This window comes from Streptomyces sp. NPDC042102 (assembly GCF_055582305.1).
Genome location: NZ_JBVJDL010000005.1, coordinates 124,348 through 143,142 on the forward strand (window position 1 = coordinate 124,348; position 18,795 = coordinate 143,142).

Sequence of the window (18,795 nt, forward strand, 5' to 3'; positions counted from 1 at the left end):
CCGGCGGGCGCCGGGACCGGGGAGGGTCCCGGCGCCCGCCGGTTTCGCGTTCCCGGGGTCTTCCCCGGGCCCGGCGGGGACGAGAACGCGTGAAGGGGCCCGCGGCGCGTGTGCGCCGCGGGCCCCTTTCATGCCGCTGTCATGCCGCCGGACAGACCTTAGTCGCGGTCGCGGCGCAGGCTGGGCTTGAGGTCCTTGAAGCGGCCCAGCAGGCCGTTCACGAAGGCCGGGGAGTCGTCCGTGGAGAACTCCTTGGCGAGCTGGACGGCCTCGTCGATGGCCACGGCGTCCGGGGTCTCGTCGACCCAGATCAGCTCGTAGGCACCGATGCGCACGATGTTCCGGTCCGCGACCGGCATGCGGTCGAGGTCCCAGTCCACGGCGTACGTGGCGATCAGCTCGTCGATCCGGTTCACCTTGTCGGCGTAACCCTCGACAAGATCCATGGTGAACGCGTTCACCGGGGGCTGCCGGGTGTCGTTACGGGAGTGACGCACCCAGTCGGCGAGGACCTCACGCACGGGTACGCCCCGCTGGTCGGCCTCGAAGAGGATCTGGAAAGCACGCTTGCGGGCGTTGCTCCGGGCAGCCACGGTTAGCTGTTCACCCGGCCGAGGTAGTCGCTGGTGCGGGTGTCGACCTTGACCTTCTCGCCGGTGGTGACGAAGAGCGGGACCTGGATCTCGTGGCCGGTCTCCAGGCGGGCGGGCTTGGTGCCACCGGTGGAGCGGTCGCCCTGGACGCCCGGGTCCGTGTGCTCGATGACGAGCTCGACGGAGGTGGGCAGCTCGACGTAGAGGACCGAGCCCTCGTGCTGCGCGACGGAGGCGGTGAAGCCCTCGATCAGGAAGTTCGCGGCGTCGCCGACGGCCTTCTTGTCGACGTGCAGCTGGTCGTAGGTCTGCATGTCCATGAAGACGAAGTAGTCGCCGTCCATGTACGAGAACTGCATGTCACGGCGGTCGATGGTGGCCGTCTCGACCTTCACACCGGCGTTGAAGGTCTTGTCGACGACCTTGCCCGAGAGCACGTTCTTGAGCTTGGTGCGCACGAAGGCCGGGCCCTTGCCGGGCTTGACGTGCTGGAACTCGACGACGGACCAGAGCTGGTCACCGTCGAGCTTGAGCACCATGCCGTTCTTGAGGTCGTTCGTGGAAGCCACGGTTGCGGAATCTCCTGCACTGGAGGACCGAGGGTGTGCGCACAGCCTGCCGGCTACAGCGCGAGCAGCTCCTTGGTCGTAATGGTGAGTAGCTCGGGACCGCCGTCCGCCTCGGGGCGCACGACGAGCGTGTCATCGATCCGGACACCTCCCCGGCCGGGGAGGTGAACCCCCGGTTCGACGGTGACCGGCACGCAAGCGTCCAGTTTACCCATTGCCGTAGGTGCAAGCTGCGGGTCCTCGTCGATTTCCAGGCCGACGCCGTGTCCCGTCGACGGGGAGAGCGCCTCGCCGTGGCCGGCGGAGTCCAGGACCGAGCGCGCGGCATGATCGACATCGCGGTAGGCGGCGCCGGGCAGCAGGGCCTCGCGGCCGGCCCGCTGGGCCGCGAAGACCAGGTCGTAGAGCTCGATCTGCCAGTCCGCGGGCGTGGTGCCGATCACGAAGGTACGGCCGATCTCGCAGCGGTAGCCGCGGTAGCTGGCGCCCAGGCAGACGGAGAGGAAGTCGCCCTCCTCGACCCGGCGGTCCGAGGGGCGGTGCCGGGACCGGCCGGAGTGCGGTCCGGTGCCGACGGAGGTGGGGAAGGCGGGGCCGTCGGCGCCGTGGTCGACGAGCCGCCGCTCCAGCTCCAGCGCGAGGTGCCGCTCGGTACGGCCGACCAGGATCGACTCCAGCAGCTCACCGAGGGCCTGGTCGGCGATCTCGGCGGCGATGCGCAGGCAGGCGATCTCCTCCTCGTCCTTGACCAGGCGCTGCTGCTCGACGGCGGTGCCGAGGTCGCCGAGCCGCAGCCCGGGCGCGACGGAGCGCAGGGCGCGGTGGCGGGCGACGGTGAGGTGGTGCTCCTCGACGGCGAGGGAGTCGGCCCGCTGGGCGGCGGCGAGGTCGGCGCCCGCGACGGCGGGGTCGCCGCCGCGGGTGGGCAGGACCGAGACCCGCAGGTGCTCGTCGAGCCGGCCCTCCTCGGGTTCGCCGGTGGGCGTGCCGGCGCAGAACAGCACGTCCTCGGCCGGCCCGATCAGCAGCACGGCGTCGGCGGGGCCGGCGCCGGCCAGGTAGCGGACGTTGGCCGGACGCGTGATCAGGGCGGCGGCGGTGCCGGCTGCGGCGCAGCGGTCGCGGAGCAGGCCACGGCGGGCGGCGTACACGTCTGACATGTCTTCGAGCCTACGAGCGGGGCCCGCGCGCGGCGCGCCGAGCGCGTCCGCTCGGGCACGCCCACGAGCTCCCCACCGCCGCTGCCCCGACCGTTCCCGGACACCCACACCGCACAGCTGCCCCCGGGCCGGCAGAGGTCCCCGGGCTGCCGGACCGGGGACGGGTCACCAGCCCGGTGGGGTGGCTATCGCGCGGGCCAGGGCTTCGTCCAGGGCTCGGGCCGTGCCCTCGACGTCGAGGTGGGAGTTGTCGATGATCGGCAGCCCGGAGCCGTACCAGCCGGCCATCCGGCCGTGGATCCGGGCGACCTCCTCGTCCGAGAGCCGCCGGTTGCCCGAGCGTTCGGCGTTGCGCTCCAGGACGATCTCCAGGCCGGGGAGCAGCACGACGGGCAGCAGGTTCTGGCCCACGTGCCGCTTCCAGCCGCCGAGGCCGACCACCGGCCGGTCGGGGAAGACGGCGTCGTCGAGGATGCAGGAGATGCCGTTCGCGAGGAAGTTGCGGGCGGCGAAGCCGCAGGTGCGGCGGGCGAGGCGGTACTGGGCCTCGGAGTGGTCGTTCCAGCCCGCCTGCGGGTCGGCGAAGCCGGAGCAGACCCACTCGCGGACGTCGTCGAGGCTGATGTGCGCGGTCGGCACCGGGCGGGTGCCCGCCCAGTGCCGGGCCACGGTGGTCTTGCCCGCGCCCGCCGGGCCGATCAGCAGCACCGCGAGCGTGGCGGTCCCGGTGCCCGGCACGGGGGGTGCGACGGGGGCCGCGGGGGCGGGCGGTGCCACGGGCGGCAGCGGGATGTGCCCGGTGGCCTCCGGGACCGGCGCCACCGGCCAGCCCTGCGCAGGGGGTATCGGCGGCTGTCCCGAGGAAGGTCCCCAGCCCCCCACTCCATGCTGCATCCGCTGCCACTCCGTCTCGTTCAGGCGCCTGATGCGAGAACGTTATCTCAGCCCTGGACTTCCTCCGCCAGCGCGCGCAGCGCCAGCCGGTAGGAGCCCAGGCCGAAGCCGGCGACGGTGCCGCTGGCCACGGAGGCGATGACCGAGGTGTGCCGGAACTCCTCGCGGGCGTACGGGTTGGAGATGTGCACCTCGATGAGCGGCGCGGTCCGCTGGGCGGCCGCGTCGCGCATGGCGTACGAGTAGTGCGTGAACGCGCCGGGGTTGATGACGACCGGGATCCGGCCGTCCGCGGCCTCGTGCAGCCAGCGCACCAGCTCGCCCTCGTCGTTGGTCTCGCGGACCTCGACGGCGAAGCCGAGCTCGGCGCCCAGCTTGGTGCAGGTCTCCACCAGGCCCGCGTACGAGGTCGACCCGTACACGTCGGGCTCGCGCGACCCGAGCCGGCCGAGGTTGGGGCCGTTGAGGACCAGGACCGGGCGGCTCACGCGGACACCTCGCCGTACGCGGCGATCAGGTGGGCCGGGTCGGGGCCCTCCAGGACGGTGGGCTTGGCCAGGCCGTCCAGGACGATGAAGCGCAGCAGGTTGCCCCGGGACTTCTTGTCGACCTGCATGGTCTGGAGCAGCTTGGGCCACTGGTCGCCGCGGTAGGTCAGCGGCAGCCCGACGGCGGCCAGGATCTCCCGGTGCCGGTCGGCCGTCGCGTCGTCGAGGCGGCCGGCGAGCCGGCCGAGCTCGGCGGCGAAGACCATGCCGACGGACACGGCCGCGCCGTGCCGCCACTTGTAGCGCTCGTTCTTCTCGATGGCGTGCGCGAGGGTGTGGCCGTAGTTCAGGATCTCCCGCAGGCCCGACTCCTTGAGGTCGCTGGAGACGACGTCCGCCTTGACCTGGATGGACCGCACGATCAGCTCGGCCGTGTGCGGGCCCGCCGGGGTGCGGGCCGCCTGCGGGTCGGCCTCGATCAGGTCGAGGATCACCGGATCGGAGATGAAGCCGGCCTTGATGATCTCGGCCAGGCCCGACACGTAGTCGTTGACCGGGAGGGACTCCAGCGCGGCGAGGTCGCACAGCACGCCCGCCGGCGGGTGGAAGGCGCCCACCAGGTTCTTGCCCTCGGCGGTGTTGATGCCGGTCTTGCCGCCGACGGCCGCGTCCACCATCGCCAGGACCGTGGTCGGTACGGCGATCCAGCGCACCCCGCGCAGCCAGCTGGCCGCGACGAAGCCGGCGAGGTCGGTGGTGGCGCCGCCGCCGACACCGACGATCACGTCGGTGCGGGTGAAGCCGGACTGGCCCAGCGCCTTCCAGCAGTACGCCGCGACCTCGACGGTCTTGGCCTCCTCGGCGTTCGGCACCTGGATGGCGACCGCCTCGTAGCCCTGCTCGGCGAAGTCCGCCCGCAGTGCCTCGCCGGTCTCGGCGAGGGCCTCGGGGTGGATCACGGCGACCCGCTGGGCCTTGTCGCCGATCAGCGTGCCCAGCTCGCCGAGCAGCTGCCGGCCGACCAGCACGTCGTACGCGGGGTGCCCGGCGCTCGCGCCGACCGTGATCCGCGTGACCTGGTCCTGGTGCTCCGTCATGCGTCCTTCAACTCCAGTGCGTCGAGGACCGCCTGGGCGACCTCTTCGGGGGTGCGGTCGTCGGTGGCCACCACGACGCGCGCGACTTCGGTGTACAGGGGGCGGCGCGCCTCCATCAGCTCGCGCCACTGCCGCCGCGGGTTGATCGCGAGCAGCGGGCGGGCGGCGCCGAGGCCGACCCGCCGTACGGCTTCCTCGACGTCCATCGACAGGTAGACGACGGGCCGCCCGGACAGCAGGGTCCGGGTGCCCGCGTCGAGCACCGCGCCGCCGCCGAGGGCGAGGACCCCGGTGTGCTCGGCGACGGCGGCCGCGACCGCCCGCCGCTCCAGCTCACGGAAGTGCGGCTCGCCCTCGTCGACGAAGATGTCGGAGATCGCCCGGCCCTCGGCCGCCACGATGTCCGCGTCCGTGTCCCGGTAGGGGACGCCGAGCCGCTCGGCGAGCAGCGCCCCCACCGTGGACTTGCCGGAGCCCATGGGGCCGACGAGGACGACCAGCGGGCCGCTGCCGGGTCCGGCCGTCACCGGATCTGGAGGTTGTCGAGGTAGGACTGCACGTTGCGGCGGGTCTCGGGGACGGAGTCGCCGCCGAACTTCTCCACGACCGCGTCCGCGAGGACGAGGGCGACCATGGCCTCGGCGACGATGCCGGCGGCCGGGACGGCGCAGACGTCGGAGCGCTGGTGGTGGGCGGCGGCGGCCTCGCCGGTGGCCACGTCCACGGTCGCCAGGGCCCGGGGCACGGTGGCGATCGGCTTCATGGCGGCGCGTACGCGCAGCAGCTCACCGGTGGTCAGGCCGCCCTCGGTGCCGCCGGAACGGCCGGAGGTGCGCCGGATGCCCTCGGGCGTGGAGACGATCTCGTCGTGGGCCCGGGAGCCGGGGACGCGGGCGAGTTCGAAGCCGTCGCCGACCTCGACGCCCTTGATGGCCTGGATGCCCATGAGCGCGGCCGCCAGGCGCGCGTCGAGGCGGCGGTCCCAGTGGACGTGCGAGCCGAGGCCGACCGGCACACCGTAGGCGAGGACCTCGACGACGCCGCCGAGGGTGTCGCCGTCCTTGTGGGCCTGGTCGATCTCGGCGACCATCGCCTTCGACGCGTCGGCGTCGAGGCAGCGGACCGGGTCGGCGTCGAGCTTGTCGACGTCGGCGGGGGTCGGGTAGACGCCGTACGGGGCCTTGGCGGACGCCAGTTCCACGACGTGGGAGACGATCTCGATGCCCGCGGCCTCCTTGAGGAAGGACCGGGCGACGGCGCCGAGGGCGACGCGGGCCGCCGTCTCCCGGGCGCTGGCGCGCTCCAGGATCGGGCGGGCCTCGTCGAAGCCGTACTTCTGCATGCCCGCGAGGTCGGCGTGGCCGGGGCGGGGGCGGGTCAGCGGCGCGTTACGGCCGGTCTCCTTGAGCAGCGAGGGGTCCACGGGGTCGGCCGACATGACCGTCTCCCACTTGGGCCACTCGGTGTTGCCCACCATGACGGCGATCGGGGAGCCGAGGGAAAGGCCGTGGCGGACGCCACCGAGGAAGGTGATCTCGTCCTGCTCGAACTTCATCCGGGCACCGCGGCCATAGCCCAGCCGACGGCGGGCCAGGTGGTCGGCCACCAGCTCGGTGGTGACCGGAACGCCGGCGGGGAGACCCTCCAGCGTCGCTACCAGCGCCGGTCCGTGCGACTCCCCAGCGGTCAGCCAACGCAACCTGCTCAACGATGCTCCTCATGCTCGCGCCTGGTACAGCGACGGCGCGGCCGGGTGCGCAGCCCGTGCCCGCCTCACCCGATCCTCCCATGTCCGGGCAGGTGAAACGGCCTCCGGTCCAGCTATCGGACGCCATTGTGGCAAGTTGCGGCTACCGGACGGTAGCTCTCCGCCGTCGCAGCCGCCTCATGGCGCTCCACAGCAGGAGGCCCGCCACGGTCGCGATGAGGGTCGCCTTGAACCAGTCCGGCATGCTGCCCACGAGCATGCGGAGGAACAGCACGACCCCGTACGCCACGTCGTCCTTCGACGCCAGGATCCAGCCGTGCTCGATTCCGTCCATGGTCCCTCACCCTCGAAAGTGCAGGCGGGGAGCCTATCGCGCGGCCAGTGCCCGTTCTCCGGCGGCCCGCATCGCGGCCAGCGGACCGGGACGGCCGGTCATCCGGCCGACCTGGAGGACAGCCTGGTGGACCAGGAGGTCCAGGCCTCCGACCACCGTGCCGCCGCGCTCGTCCCAGGCGGCCGCGAGCGCGGTCGGCCAGGGGTCGTACAGCACGTCGAACAGGGTCCCGGGCGCCTGCGGCACCGCGGCGGCCAGGGCGTCGGTGGTCCCGGCCGGGGTGGTCGCGATCACCAGGGGCGCGGTCAGCGCCTCGGCCGCCGCCGACCAGTCGGCCGTACGGACGTCCACGCCGAGCCGCTCGCCCCACTGGCGCATCTCGGCGGCGCGGCCGGCGCTGCGGACGTACGCCGTCACCTCGCCGGAGCAGATCCGCGCCAGCGCGGCCAGTGCCGAGGAGGCGGTGGCGCCGGCGCCGAGCACGGCGGCGGCCGGGACCTTGTCGATGCCCCGCTCGTGCAGGGCGGCGACGATGCCGGGGATGTCGGTGTTGTCGCCGACCCGGCGGCCGTCCTCGGTGAGGACGACCGTGTTGACCGCCTCGACGGAGGCGGCGGTGTCGCTGATCCCGTCCAGCAGCGGGATGATCGCCCGCTTGAGCGGCATGGTCAGCGACAGGCCCGCCCACTCCGCACCGAGGCCGGCCATGAACTGCGGGAGCGCGGCCTCGTCCACCTCGAACCGGTCGTAGGACCAGTCGGCGAGGCCGAGCTCCTGATAGGCGGCGCGGTGCAGCACCGGTGAGAGGGAGTGCTCGATGGGAGATCCCAGCACCGCGGCCCGTATGCGTGACATGTCTCGGCTACCCGCCACTCTTCTTCTTCTGACGCTCGTTGAATTCGGCGACCAGCTTCTCGTGTTCGTCGAAGGTCTGGGTGAAGGTCGTCTTCTTCCCGTCGACCGATACGAAGAACATCCAGCCGCCACCGTCCGGGTTGAGCGCCGCGTTGACGGCGTCGTCGCCCGGGTTGCCGATCGGGCCGGGGGTGAGGCCCTTGTGGAAGTACGTGTTGTACGGGTTGTCGAGGGTACGCGTCTCGCTGCGGGAGACGTTGATGTTGCTCGTGCCCTTGAGGTAGTTGATCGTCGAGTCGAACTCGAGCTTCTGGTTCGTGACGTCGTTGGACGGCTTGAGGCGGTTGTAGATGACCTCGGACATCCGCTTGAAGTCGTCGTGGTTCATGCCCTCGGCCTGGACCAGCGAGGCGACCGTGACCAGTTGCAGCGGCGAGGAGAGGCCGAGCGCCTTGGACTTGGCCTCGACGCCGTGGGCGGCGTAGGACTCGTTGGCCTTCGCCACCATCTTCTTGAGCAGGTCCTCGGGCTTCATGTCGTGCGCGAGGTCGTAGCGCGCCGGGTAGAGGAACCCTTCCAGCGGGTCCTTCATCTTCGGGTTGTCGCTGTCGGCCCAGGCGGGCAGGCCCAGGTTCTTCAGCTCGCGCTTCGCGGTGTCCTGCGTGGTGCCGTCGGACAGCTTGAGCTTCTTGTCGATCATCTGGTAGACGGCGGCGTTGCGCATGCCCTCGGCGATGGTGACCACGTTGAGCTTCGAGGGGTCCGTCATCAGCTCGACGGCCTCGCGGGCCGACATCTGTTTGCGCAGCGGGTAGAGGCCGGGCTGGATGTTGCCGCCCTTGGGGTGGGCCTGCGCGGCGGAGACGAACGCCCCGGCGCTGGCCACCACGCCCTTGGCCTTGAGGATGCGGCCCATCTCACCGAGGCCCGAACCGTTGGGGATCTCGACGTCGATGGGGTCGGTACCCGCGCCGGTGAAGTCCGCGTCGGCGCCGAACTTGTTCTCGATGAAGCTGTAGCCGTAGTAGCCGCCACCGCCGACGATGCCCAGCAGGACCATGGAGGTGAACAGGCAGGCCACACCGTTGCGGCTCTTCTTCTTGCCCTTGCCCTTGCCCGCCTTGCCCTTGCCGCCGCGGGTGCTCGCGCGGTCGGAGCGGCGGCCGGCGGCGAGCGCCTCGTCGCCGTCGTCGTCACCGTCGTCCCCGGGGCGCGGGGCGTCCTCGTGTCCGTGCGCGGTGGAGTCGTCGAGGACCTCGTCCTGCCACTCCTCGGCCTGCTCCTCGACCTCGGCCCGGCGGTGGGGCGGGACGGGCGGCGGGTAGGCCTCGGGGGTGGCGTAGAGGTCGGCGGTCTCGCCGGGGTAGACGGCGGGCTGCTGGCCGTACGGATCGGCGCCCCCGTACGCGTCGGGGCCCACGTAGGGATCGGCCACCGCCTGCGGGGCCTGGGGGTACGCGGTCTGGGGGTGGACGGCCTGCCCGATCATCTGACCGGTATCCCAGACCTGCGCGCCGTACGTCTGCTGCGGCGCGGACATCATCTGCGGGTACGCCTGCTGCTGGTGGTGCTGCTGGTGCTGCGGGTACTGCTCGGGGTGGTACTGCTCCGGGTGGTACTGCTCAGCGTGGTACTGCTCCGGATACGGCTGCTGCTGGTACTGCTGCCCCTGGTATTCCTGCTGGTACTGCTGCTGGTACTGCGGCTCCTGGGCCTGGTGCTGCGGGACCTGATGCTGTCCCGTCCACCCCGGGTCCCCGTACAGGGGGTCCTCGGGGTGCCACGGTTCGGGTGCCTGGCCCCGTCCATACTCAGTCATCGATCCCCTAAGGCGCCGCGTCGAAGAGCCGACGGCTGTTCGAAATGCCGCCACTTCGCGCGGAACGTTACCGTATCGCGATCAGATGACCACTTCGACGCACTCACCGGGGGGATTACCAGATACCCGTTCGGTCTCAAGAGCGTTTTGAAGGATGATCACGGCGGCGGCCTGGTCGATGACCGAGCGGCCCTTCTTGGCGTTGCGCCCCGAGGCCCGCAGCCCCTGGGCGGCGGTGACCGTCGTCATCCGCTCGTCGACGAGCCGGACGGGCACGGGTTTGATGCCCCTGGCCAGCTCCGTCGCGAACGTGCGCACCTTGGCCGCGGCCGGCCCCTCCCGCCCGCTGAGCGAGCGGGGCAGGCCGACCACGACTTCGAGCGGCTCGTACTCCGCGACGAGCTGGCGCAGCCGCCGGTGGGCGGCCGGGACGTCCCGTCCCGGCACGGTCTCCACCGGCGTGGCGAGCACCCCGTCGGGGTCGCACGAGGCGACCCCGATCCGGGCGTCCCCGACGTCGACGGCGAGCCGACGTCCTCTGCGCAGCGTCATGCTCAGACCGTCTCTACGACGAGCCGCTCGACCGCGGCGATGGCCTCCGGCACGGCGGCCGGGTTCTGGCCGCCGCCCTGGGCGACGTCCGGCTTGCCGCCACCGCCGCCACCGAGGGTCTTGGCGGCCGTGCGCACCAGGTCACCGGCCTTGAGACCGCGCTCGCGGGCGGCCTCGTTGGTGGCGATGACGGTCAGCGGGCGGCCGTTCGCCACGGTGAACAGGGCCACGACGGCCGGACGGTCGCCGGCGATGCGGCCGCGGACGTCCAGGACCAGCTTGCGCAGGTCGTCGGCGCCGATGCCGTCCGCCACCTGGCCGACGACGAGGGCGACGCCACGGATGTCCTGGGCGTTCCCGGCGAGACCGGCGGCGGCCTGGAGGACCTTCTCCGCGCGGAACTTCTCGATCTCCTTCTCGGCGTCCTTCAGCTTGCCGAGCATGGCGGAGATCTTCTCCGGCAGCTCCTCGGGGCGGCCCTTGACCAGCTCCTGCAGCTGGGCGACGACCGTGTGCTCCTTGGCGAGGAAGTTGTACGCGTCCACGCCCACCAGGGCCTCGACGCGGCGCACGCCGGAGCCGATGGAGGACTCGCCGAGCAGCTTCACCAGACCCAGCTGGGCGGTGTTGCCGACGTGGGTGCCGCCGCACAGCTCCTTGGAGAAGTCGCCGATGGTGACGACGCGGACGCGCTCGCCGTACTTCTCGCCGAACTCGGCGATGGCACCCTGCTTCTTCGCCTCGTCGATACTCATGATCTCGGCGGTGACGTCGAGCTCGCGGGAGAGCACGTCGTTGATCTTCTGCTCGACGTCGGTGAGCACCGAGCCGGGAACGGCGTTCGGCGAGCCGAAGTCGAAGCGGAAGCGGCCGGGGCTGTTCTCGGAACCGGCCTGGGCGGCCGTCGGGCCGAGGGCGTCACGCAGCGCCTGGTGGGTCAGGTGCGTGGCCGAGTGGGCACGGGCGATGGCCCGGCGCCGCCTGACGTCGATGGCGGCGTACGCGGAGGCGCCCACCGTCACCTCGCCGACCTGGACGGATCCCTTGTGCACGGAGACGCCGGGGACCGGCTGCTGGACGTCGCGGACCTCGATGACGGCGCCGGAGTCGAGCTTGATGCGGCCCTGGTCGGCGAGCTGGCCGCCGCCCTCGGCGTAGAAGGGGGTGCGGTCGAGGACGACCTCGACCTCGTCGCCCTCGGAGGCGGCCGGCGCGGGCATGCCGTTGACCAGCAGGCCGACGACGGTGGACTCGCCCTGGGTGGTGGCGTAGCCGGTGAACTCGGTGGCGCCGGCGTTGTCGGCGATCAGGCGGTAGGCGGAGACGTCGGCGTGGCCGGTCTTCTTGGCCTTGGCGTCGGCCTTGGCCCGGTCGCGCTGCTCCTGCATCAGGCGCCGGAAGCCGCTCTCGTCCACGGCGAGGCCCTGCTCGGCGGCCATCTCCAGGGTGAGGTCGATCGGGAAGCCCCAGGTGTCGTGGAGCAGGAACGCCTTGTCGCCGGAGAGGACCGTGCCGCCGGCGGCCTTGGTCTCGGTCACGGCGGTGTCGAGGATGTTCGTGCCGCCCTTGAGAGCCTTGAGGAAGGCGGCCTCCTCGGCGAGCGCGACGGTCTCGATGCGCTTGCGGTCGGTGATCAGCTCCGGGTACTGCTGTCCCATCGTGTCGATCACGACGTCGAGGAGCTCCTGGACGACCGGGCCGGTGGCACCCATGAGGCGCATGTTGCGGATGGCGCGGCGCATGATGCGGCGCAGCACATAGCCGCGGCCCTCGTTGCCGGGGGTGACGCCGTCGCCGATGAGCATGACGGAGGTGCGCATGTGGTCGGCGACCACGCGCATGGACACGTCGGTGTCCTTGGCGGCCCCGTACCGCACGCCCGTCAGCTCGGTGGCCTTGTCCATGACCACGCGCAGGGTGTCGGTCTCGTACATGTTCTGCACGCCCTGCAGGATCATGGCGAGGCGCTCGAGGCCGAGGCCGGTGTCGATGTTCTTCGACGGCAGGTCGCCGAGGATCGGGAAGTCCTCCTTCCCGTCACCGGCGCCGCGCTCGTACTGCATGAAGACGAGGTTCCAGATCTCGACGTACCGCTCGTCGTTGACGGCCGGGCCGCCCTCGACGCCGAACTCGGGGCCGCGGTCGTAGTTGATCTCCGAGCAGGGGCCGCAGGGGCCCGGGACGCCCATGGACCAGAAGTTGTCCTTCTTGCCCAGGCGCTGGATGCGCTCGGCCGGGACGCCGATCTTGTCGCGCCAGATGGCCTCGGCCTCGTCGTCGTCGAGGTAGACGGTGATCCAGAGCTTCTCCGGCTCCAGGCCGTAGCCGCCGTCCGCCACGGGGCTGGTGAGCAGCTCCCAGGCGTACGTGATGGCGCCTTCCTTGAAGTAGTCGCCGAAGGAGAAGTTGCCGCACATCTGGAAGAACGTGCCGTGCCGGGTGGTCTTGCCGACCTCTTCGATGTCGGGCGTACGGACACACTTCTGCACGCTGGTGGCGCGCGGGGCCGGCGGCTTGGTCTCACCGAGGAAGTACGGCTTGAAGGGCACCATGCCCGCGTTGACCAGCAGCAGAGTCGGGTCGTCCGCGATGAGCGACGCCGAAGGGACAACGGTGTGACCGCGCTCCTCGAAGAAGCTCAGCCAGCGGCGGCGAATCTCGGCCGACTCCATCAGTGGTCCTCATTCCGGTTGTACGTGACCCTCAGGGGGCCCGAACGGTGGTCTTGGTCGTTCTGGATGGCCCGCAGCCGTCGCTGCCCGGGCAGGGCGGTGACGTTGCCGGGCCGGTCGGGGTCGGCTCGCAACCCCAGTGCATCGTTCAGCTCGTCCTCGCGCTGCAGCATTCCCGCCTTCACGTCGAGCGCGAAGTCCTTGAGCCGGTGGCCCGCCTCCAGCGCCTTGTCGGCGGCCTGTGCGGCGAGGCTCTCCGGGGTCAGCTGCTTGAGCTTGCGGTTGACCTTGGTGGTGGCCCACACGCCGGCGGCTGCGCCTGCGGTGAACCAGAAGGTACGGCGGAACATCGCGGTTTCAGTCCTTCTGCTTGCGGCGCCATGCGGAACGGGCGGTCCGTGCCCCCGGCACGGTGCGTCCGACGATCACGGTGCGGCGGGACTCGCGGGCGGCCGGCGCGTCGGCGTCGCGGCCCATGGCCTTGCGCACGCCGTAGCCGAACGCCGCCACCTTGACCAGCGGGCCGCCGAAGGTGGAGGCCACGGTCGAGGAGAGCGCGGACGCGTTGGAGGTGACCTCCTGGACGTCGCTGGCGATCGCATCGACCCGGTCGAGCTGGGTGCGCGCGGACCGGACCGTGGTGGAGGCGTCCGCCAGGAGCGGGACGGCCTGCTCGGTCACGTCCGCCACCAGCTTGGTGGCCGCCTTGAGCGTCTGGGCGAGCCGCACCAGCACCACGGCCAGGAACGAGACCAGGATCGCCCAGAAGACGGCCACGAGGATCCCGGCCACCTCTCCACCGGACACGTTGCACCGCTCCCTGCACGTAGAAAAGTCGTCCCCCGACCCTATCGCGCCGGGAGCGGGCCGTCGTACCGGAATTCCGGGACGGACGGGAACGGCGAAACCCGCCGCCCCCCACTGGGGGACGACGGGTTTCGAGCAACAGTCCGCGGACCGCGCCGGCTGGGATCAGCGGGCGTAGTACTCGACGACGAGCTGCTCGTCGCAGATCACGGGGATCTCCTTGCGCTGCGGGTCGCGGTCCAGACGGAACGCGAGCGCCTTCAGGTTGATCTGAAGGTAGCGCGGGGCCTCGCCCTCACCGGCGTAGCCACCCTCGCGAGCCACCTGGAAGGGGTGCTTCTCGCGGGAGCGCTCGCGCACGGTGATGACGTCGTCCGGACGGACACGGAACGACGGCTTGTCGACCTTGCCACCGTTGACCTCGATGTGGCCGTGGACGACCATCTGGCGGGCCTGGTAGATCGTGCGGGCGATGCCCGAACGCAGGACCAGGGCGTCGAGGCGACGCTCGAGCTCGACGACCAGCGCCTCGCCCGTCTTGCCCTCGGCCTTCTTGGCGCGGTCGTACGCGCGGGCCATCTGGCGCTCGGAGATGTCGTACTGAGCGCGCAGACGCTGCTTCTCCAGCAGACGGACCTTGTAGTCCGAGTTCTGCTTGCGGCCACGGCCGTGCTCGCCCGGCGGGTAGGGGCGGGCCTCGAAGTACTTGACGGCCTTCGGCGTCAGGGCGATGCCGAGGGCACGCGACTTCTTGACCTTGGGTCGCTTCTGGTTCACGGGGAACCTACCTCCATGTAAGTTAGGTGAGGCTTACCTTATTTCGAGGAGGACGTAATGTCTCGACCGCATGGGATCCCCCTGCCCAGTGCGCATCGCAGTCCGGACGAGAAACAATCCACGTCCGCTTACGACGACGGTAGGCAGAGTCAGCCGCGTCCCAGGGAAGGCGTTCGGCAGCTCACCGGAGCCGAACGCGTACGAACCCTCGTAGAGTCCAACGCCTCAGTATCCCTCACGCTGCCGGGTGCTCGTGACCCACAGGGGCCCGAGGACCTCGACGGGCTCGGGATCGGAATGCCGGTCGCGCGGACCTTCACTCCGGACGGGGACGTGATTCTCCTTGTCTCCGGGGAATCCGCGGCTGCCAGGGCAGCCGCTCACGCCCAGGACGACGACCTCACAGCGGTGATCGAGATCACTGATGTGGCGCCGGTGTCCGTGGCCCATCGTATCCGGGGCCGCGCGTGGCTGGCGGGCTGGCTCACCCCGGTGCGCGGCGACGACCGTCCCGTGTACGCCGCGCTGCTCGCCGAGCGGCAGCCGGTGGGCGAGCTGCTGGGCCTGCGCGAGGCCCTCGACCACTCCGGCCGGGCCGCCTGGACGATGCTGCGCCTGGAGGTCGGCGAGATCACGGTGGACGACCTGTGGGGCTCCGAGCACGTGGATCCCGACGCCCTGGCCACCGCCGAGCCCGACCCGCTGGTGGCCCACGAGGCCGAGATCCTCCAGCACCTCGCGGCCGCCCACGGCGACCGGCTGCGCGAGCTGTCCGCCCTGCTGGGGCCGCGGGCGGCGGACCTCGACGCGGCGCCGGTGGCCCTGGACCGGCTCGGCCTGCGCGTGCGCTTCACGGGCGCCGGTGCAGGTCAGGGCGACGGTCCGGGCTCCGCCGGCTGCTTCGACGCGCGCTTCGACTTCCCCGAGCCGGTCACGGACATCTGCCAACTGCGCCGGGCGATGCACACCCTCTTCTCGGCGGCCGCCACCGGGTGAGCGCGCTCCCCGCCGCCGCACGGTGATCAGGGGAGTCGCGCCGGGTCAGGTCGCGCCGCGCAGCCGCTCGCGGACCTTCTCCACCACGTCCGCGTAGCGGGCCTCGGCGCCGTACCGGGTCGGCTCGTAGTAGCGCTTGCCGTGGATCGCGTCCGGTGCGTACTGCTGGGCCGCGATCGCGCCCGGCACGTCGTGCGGGTACACGTACCCCTGCGCGTGCCCCAGCTTGGCCGCGCCCTTGTAGTGCCCGTCGCGCAGATGCGCCGGCACGGGGCCCGCCAGGCCCGCGCGGACGTCGGCCAGGGCCGCTCCGATCGCGGTCGTCGCGGTGTTCGACTTCGGGGCCAGCGCCAGGGCGATCGTCGCGTGCGACAGGGTGAGCGCCGCCTCCGGGAAGCCGATCAGCGCCACCGCCTGGGCCGCCGCGACCGCCGTCGGCAGGGCGGTGGGGTCCGCCAGCCCGATGTCCTCGCTCGCCGAGATCATCAGCCGGCGGGCGATGAACCGGGGGTCCTCCCCCGCCTCGATCATCCGCGCCAGGTAGTGCAGCGCCGCGTCCACGTCCGAGCCGCGGATGGACTTGATCAGCGCCGACGCCACGTCGTAGTGCTGGTCGCCGTCCTTGTCGTAGCGGACCGCCGCACGGTCGACGGCCTCCTCCAGCGTCTCGAGGGTGATCTCCGCCTCGCCCTTGGCCAGGGCCGATCCGGCTCCGGCCTCCAGGGCCGTCAGCGCCCGGCGCGCGTCGCCCCCGGCGATGCGCAGCAGGTGCGCCTCGGCGTCCGCGGGCAGTGTCACGGCCCGCCCCAGCCCGCGCTCCTCGGTCAGCGCGCGCCGCAGCAGGCCGCCGAGGTCCTCGTCGGTCAGCGGCTCCAGCGTCAGCAGCAGCGAACGCGACAGCAGCGGGGAGATGATCGAGAAGTACGGATTCTCGGTGGTGGCCGCGATCAGCGTGACCCAGCGGTTCTCCACCGCCGGGAGCAGCGAGTCCTGCTGCGCCTTGCTGAAGCGGTGGATCTCGTCGAGGAAGAGGACGGTCTCCTTGCCGAAGCCGCCGGCGGCGCGCTTGGCGCCCTCGATGACGGCCCGGACCTCCTTGACGCCGGCCGTGATGGCCGACAGCTCCACGAACCGCTTCTGCGTGGCCTGGCTGACCACGTAGGCCAGGGTGGTCTTGCCGATACCGGGCGGTCCCCAGAGGATGACCGACGAGGCCCCGGCCGGTCCCCCGGCGCCCTCCCCCACCAGCCGCCGCAGCGGCGAACCGGGCTTGAGCAGGTGCTGCTGCCCCACGACCTCGTCCAGGGTGCGCGGGCGCATCCGGACGGCGAGGGGAGAGCTCGCGGGGTCCTTCTCCCGGCGGTCTTCGGCGGCGGCGGTGAAGAGGTCTGGTTCCACACCGGAAGCCTAAGCCCGCCCGCTGACAGCGGGCGGCGGGCTCAGGAGGTCCAGAAGTCCCACCAGCGGGTCAGGACCAGCATCCCGATGATCCCGACGTGCAGCACCGGCAGGACCCACGGGAACTCGCCGAAGAAGGACTTCAGCCAGCCCGGCGCGGGCAGCAGCCCCTCGCGGACGTTGTGCGCGGTCACGTACCAGAACATGAAGATCGTGGCGACCCAGGCCAGGCAGCACCACAGGCACAGCGAGTTGATGGTGTACAGCGACTGGTACGTCAGCCAGGCGCAGAAGACGACGCCGAAGAGGGTGCCCGCGTTGAGGGTCAGCCAGTACCAGGGGCGGAACCGGGCCCCCGCCAGCAGGCTCATGCCGACGCAGACGACGATGCCGTAGGCCACCAGGCCCAGCATGGGGTTGGGGAAGCCGAAGACCTCCGCCTGGTCGCTCTTCATGATGTTGCCGCAGGAGACGATCGGGTTCAGGCTGCAGCCCGGCGTGAAGTTCGGGTCCTCCAGCAGCTTGAACTTGTCTATCGTGATCACCCACGCGGCGAGCAGGCCCAGCGCTCCCGTGATCACCAGCAGCCAGGCGAACGCCCGGCTCGCACCGACCGTCCCGGGAGCGGTGTCCGCGTCCGCACTTCGTGTCGTCATACCGATCCCGATCCCACCGCTCCGCGTCTGCAAGGTCATCAAGCACCGGCCATTGTGCCGTACGTGGCTGTGTGGCCACCGTTCGCCGGAGATAAGGACAGGGGGCGGGGCCGGGGAGACCCCGGCCCCGCCCCCGACGGGCTGCGGCGGTCAGCCCAGCGCGCCCCGGACCACGTCGACGAGCTCCGCGACGGCCACCGGGGACTGCTCCCCGGACTCCATGTCCTTCAGCTGGACGACGCCCTCGGCGAGGTCGCGCTCGCCCGCGACGACCGTGAAGCGGGCGCCGGAGCGGTTCGCGTCCTTCATCGCACCCTTGAGGCCCTTGCCGCCGTACGCGAAGTCCGCCGCCACACCGGCCTGACGCAGCTGCGTCACCAGGCCGAACAGGACCTTGCGCGCCTCCTCGCCCAGCGGCACCGCGAAAACGGACGTCGTGGCCGGGATGTCCAGCTCGATGCCCTCGGCCTCCAGCGCGAGCACCGTGCGGTCCACGCCCAGCGCCCAGCCCACCGACGGCAGCGCGGGGCCGCCGATCATCTCGGACAGGCCGTCGTAGCGGCCGCCGCCGCCGACCGCGGACTGCGAGCCCAGGCCGTCGTGCACGAACTCGAAGGTGGTGCGGGTGTAGTAGTCCAGGCCGCGCACCAGCTTCTCGTCGTCCTCGAAGACCACGCCCGCGGCCGTGATCAGCGCGCGCACCTCCTCGTGGTACGCCTTGCACGCGTCGCACAGGTAGTCGCGCAGCATCGGCGCGCCCACCAGCTGCTTCTGGACCGCCTCGCGCTTGTCGTCCAGGACGCGCAGCGGGTTGATCTCGGCCCGGCGGACGGTCTCCTCGTCCAGGTCCAGCCCGCGCAGGAAGGACTGCAGCGCCTCCCGGTACACCGGACGGCACTCCTTGTCGCCCAGCGAGTTCAGCAGGATCCGGAAGTTGCGCAGCCCCAGCGAGCGGTAGGCCCGGTCGGCCAGGATGATCAGCTCGGCGTCCAGCGCCGGGTCCTCGGAGCCGATCGCCTCGGCGCCGACCTGCGAGAAGTGGCGGTAGCGGCCCTTCTGCGGGCGCTCGTAGCGGTAGTAGGAGCCCGAGTACCAGAGCTTGACCGGCAGGTTGCCCTGCTTGTGCAGGCTCGCCTCCAGCGCCGCGCGCAGCACCGAGGCGGTGCCCTCCGGGCGCAGGGCGAGCTGGGAGCCGCCCTTGGTGGTGAGGGTGTACATCTCCTTGGTCACGATGTCGGTGGACTCGCCGACGCCGCGCGCGAACAGGTTGACGTCCTCGAAGCCGGGCGTCTCGATGTAGCCGTACCCGGCCGTGCGCAGCGGGCCGGAGATCGCGTCGCGGACGGCGAGGTACTTGGCCGAGTACGGCGGGATCAGGTCGTACGTGCCCTTGGGGGCCTTGAAAGTGCTCACGGAAACT

The 18,795-nt window shown here is 71.5% G+C and carries 20 protein-coding genes; 1 reads left to right on the plus strand and 19 read right to left on the minus strand.

From position 1 onward, the window contains the following. Nucleotides 1-158: 158 nt before the first annotated feature. From nusB to rpsD, 16 genes are all read right to left on the minus strand, one after another. Nucleotides 159-593: a transcription antitermination factor NusB gene (nusB, locus tag ACZ6KO_RS22660; RefSeq protein ID WP_401449320.1), complete on the minus strand. Its 435-nt coding sequence runs from the start codon at nucleotides 591-593 to the stop codon at nucleotides 159-161. A gap of 2 nt (nucleotides 594-595) precedes the next feature. Next, nucleotides 596-1,162 carry an elongation factor P gene (gene efp, locus ACZ6KO_RS22665; RefSeq protein WP_469305822.1) on the minus strand — a complete coding sequence of 189 codons (567 nt, stop codon included), beginning with the start codon at nucleotides 1,160-1,162 and terminating at the stop codon, nucleotides 596-598. Nucleotides 1,163-1,215: 53 nt separating this feature from the next. Further along, on the minus strand, nucleotides 1,216-2,322 hold the full coding sequence (locus ACZ6KO_RS22670) for an aminopeptidase P family protein (protein WP_469305823.1): 1,107 nt from the start codon (nucleotides 2,320-2,322) through the stop codon (nucleotides 1,216-1,218). Between the two features lie 165 nt (nucleotides 2,323-2,487). After that, nucleotides 2,488-3,216 carry an AAA family ATPase gene (locus ACZ6KO_RS22675; RefSeq protein WP_469305824.1) on the minus strand — a complete coding sequence of 243 codons (729 nt, stop codon included), beginning with the start codon at nucleotides 3,214-3,216 and terminating at the stop codon, nucleotides 2,488-2,490. A 47-nt stretch (nucleotides 3,217-3,263) separates the two neighbouring features. Beyond that, nucleotides 3,264-3,704, minus strand: a complete 441-nt coding sequence (gene aroQ, locus ACZ6KO_RS22680) for a type II 3-dehydroquinate dehydratase (protein ID WP_401449308.1) — start codon at nucleotides 3,702-3,704, stop codon at nucleotides 3,264-3,266. Then, nucleotides 3,701-4,801, minus strand: coding sequence for a 3-dehydroquinate synthase (gene aroB / locus ACZ6KO_RS22685; RefSeq protein WP_469305825.1), 1,101 nt, complete (start codon nucleotides 4,799-4,801; stop codon nucleotides 3,701-3,703). Before aroB ends, aroQ begins: the two co-directional genes overlap by 4 nt. After that, complete coding sequence (locus ACZ6KO_RS22690) at nucleotides 4,798-5,280, minus strand: shikimate kinase (RefSeq protein ID WP_469306071.1); 483 nt, start codon at nucleotides 5,278-5,280, stop codon at nucleotides 4,798-4,800. The genes aroB and ACZ6KO_RS22690 overlap by 4 nt, the downstream gene beginning before the upstream one ends. Nucleotides 5,281-5,324: 44 nt before the next feature. After that, a complete protein-coding gene (aroC, locus tag ACZ6KO_RS22695; RefSeq protein ID WP_469305826.1) occupies nucleotides 5,325-6,509 on the minus strand; it encodes a chorismate synthase in 1,185 nt (394 codons plus the stop codon). A 142-nt stretch (nucleotides 6,510-6,651) separates the two neighbouring features. Beyond that, nucleotides 6,652-6,843 (minus strand): hypothetical protein, encoded by a 192-nt coding sequence (locus tag ACZ6KO_RS22700; protein WP_469305827.1) that lies wholly within the window; start codon nucleotides 6,841-6,843, stop codon nucleotides 6,652-6,654. Nucleotides 6,844-6,876: 33 nt separating this feature from the next. Beyond that, nucleotides 6,877-7,698 carry a shikimate dehydrogenase gene (locus tag ACZ6KO_RS22705; protein WP_469305828.1) on the minus strand — a complete coding sequence of 274 codons (822 nt, stop codon included), beginning with the start codon at nucleotides 7,696-7,698 and terminating at the stop codon, nucleotides 6,877-6,879. A 7-nt stretch (nucleotides 7,699-7,705) separates the two neighbouring features. After that, nucleotides 7,706-9,517: an endolytic transglycosylase MltG gene (gene mltG, locus ACZ6KO_RS22710; protein ID WP_469305829.1), complete on the minus strand. Its 1,812-nt coding sequence runs from the start codon at nucleotides 9,515-9,517 to the stop codon at nucleotides 7,706-7,708. A gap of 81 nt (nucleotides 9,518-9,598) precedes the next feature. Further along, nucleotides 9,599-10,069 carry a Holliday junction resolvase RuvX gene (gene ruvX / locus ACZ6KO_RS22715; protein WP_469305830.1) on the minus strand — a complete coding sequence of 157 codons (471 nt, stop codon included), beginning with the start codon at nucleotides 10,067-10,069 and terminating at the stop codon, nucleotides 9,599-9,601. 2 nt (nucleotides 10,070-10,071) lie between these two features. Further along, on the minus strand, nucleotides 10,072-12,741 hold the full coding sequence (alaS, locus tag ACZ6KO_RS22720; protein ID WP_469305831.1) for an alanine--tRNA ligase: 2,670 nt from the start codon (nucleotides 12,739-12,741) through the stop codon (nucleotides 10,072-10,074). Beyond that, nucleotides 12,741-13,091: a hypothetical protein gene (locus tag ACZ6KO_RS22725; protein ID WP_469305832.1), complete on the minus strand. Its 351-nt coding sequence runs from the start codon at nucleotides 13,089-13,091 to the stop codon at nucleotides 12,741-12,743. Before ACZ6KO_RS22725 ends, alaS begins: the two co-directional genes overlap by 1 nt. Nucleotides 13,092-13,098: 7 nt before the next feature. Next, nucleotides 13,099-13,548: a DUF948 domain-containing protein gene (locus ACZ6KO_RS22730; RefSeq protein WP_469305833.1), complete on the minus strand. Its 450-nt coding sequence runs from the start codon at nucleotides 13,546-13,548 to the stop codon at nucleotides 13,099-13,101. A gap of 165 nt (nucleotides 13,549-13,713) precedes the next feature. Beyond that, on the minus strand, nucleotides 13,714-14,325 hold the full coding sequence (rpsD, locus tag ACZ6KO_RS22735; protein WP_150210796.1) for a 30S ribosomal protein S4: 612 nt from the start codon (nucleotides 14,323-14,325) through the stop codon (nucleotides 13,714-13,716). A gap of 57 nt (nucleotides 14,326-14,382) precedes the next feature. Between rpsD and ACZ6KO_RS22740 the strand changes: the two genes are divergently transcribed. Beyond that, a complete protein-coding gene (locus tag ACZ6KO_RS22740; protein WP_469305834.1) occupies nucleotides 14,383-15,321 on the plus strand; it encodes a DUF2470 domain-containing protein in 939 nt (312 codons plus the stop codon). Between the two features lie 45 nt (nucleotides 15,322-15,366). Here ACZ6KO_RS22740 and ACZ6KO_RS22745 read toward each other — a convergent pair whose 3' ends face one another. The 3 genes from ACZ6KO_RS22745 to hisS all read right to left on the minus strand — a co-directional run bounded on the left by ACZ6KO_RS22745 (nucleotide 15,367) and on the right by hisS (nucleotide 18,788). Further along, complete coding sequence (locus ACZ6KO_RS22745) at nucleotides 15,367-16,719, minus strand: replication-associated recombination protein A (protein WP_469305835.1); 1,353 nt, start codon at nucleotides 16,717-16,719, stop codon at nucleotides 15,367-15,369. A 41-nt stretch (nucleotides 16,720-16,760) separates the two neighbouring features. Continuing rightward, on the minus strand, nucleotides 16,761-17,375 hold the full coding sequence (locus ACZ6KO_RS22750) for a vitamin K epoxide reductase family protein (protein ID WP_469305836.1): 615 nt from the start codon (nucleotides 17,373-17,375) through the stop codon (nucleotides 16,761-16,763). Nucleotides 17,376-17,525: 150 nt separating this feature from the next. Further along, complete coding sequence (hisS, locus tag ACZ6KO_RS22755) at nucleotides 17,526-18,788, minus strand: histidine--tRNA ligase (RefSeq protein ID WP_469305837.1); 1,263 nt, start codon at nucleotides 18,786-18,788, stop codon at nucleotides 17,526-17,528. Between the last annotated feature and the right edge of the window lie 7 nt (nucleotides 18,789-18,795).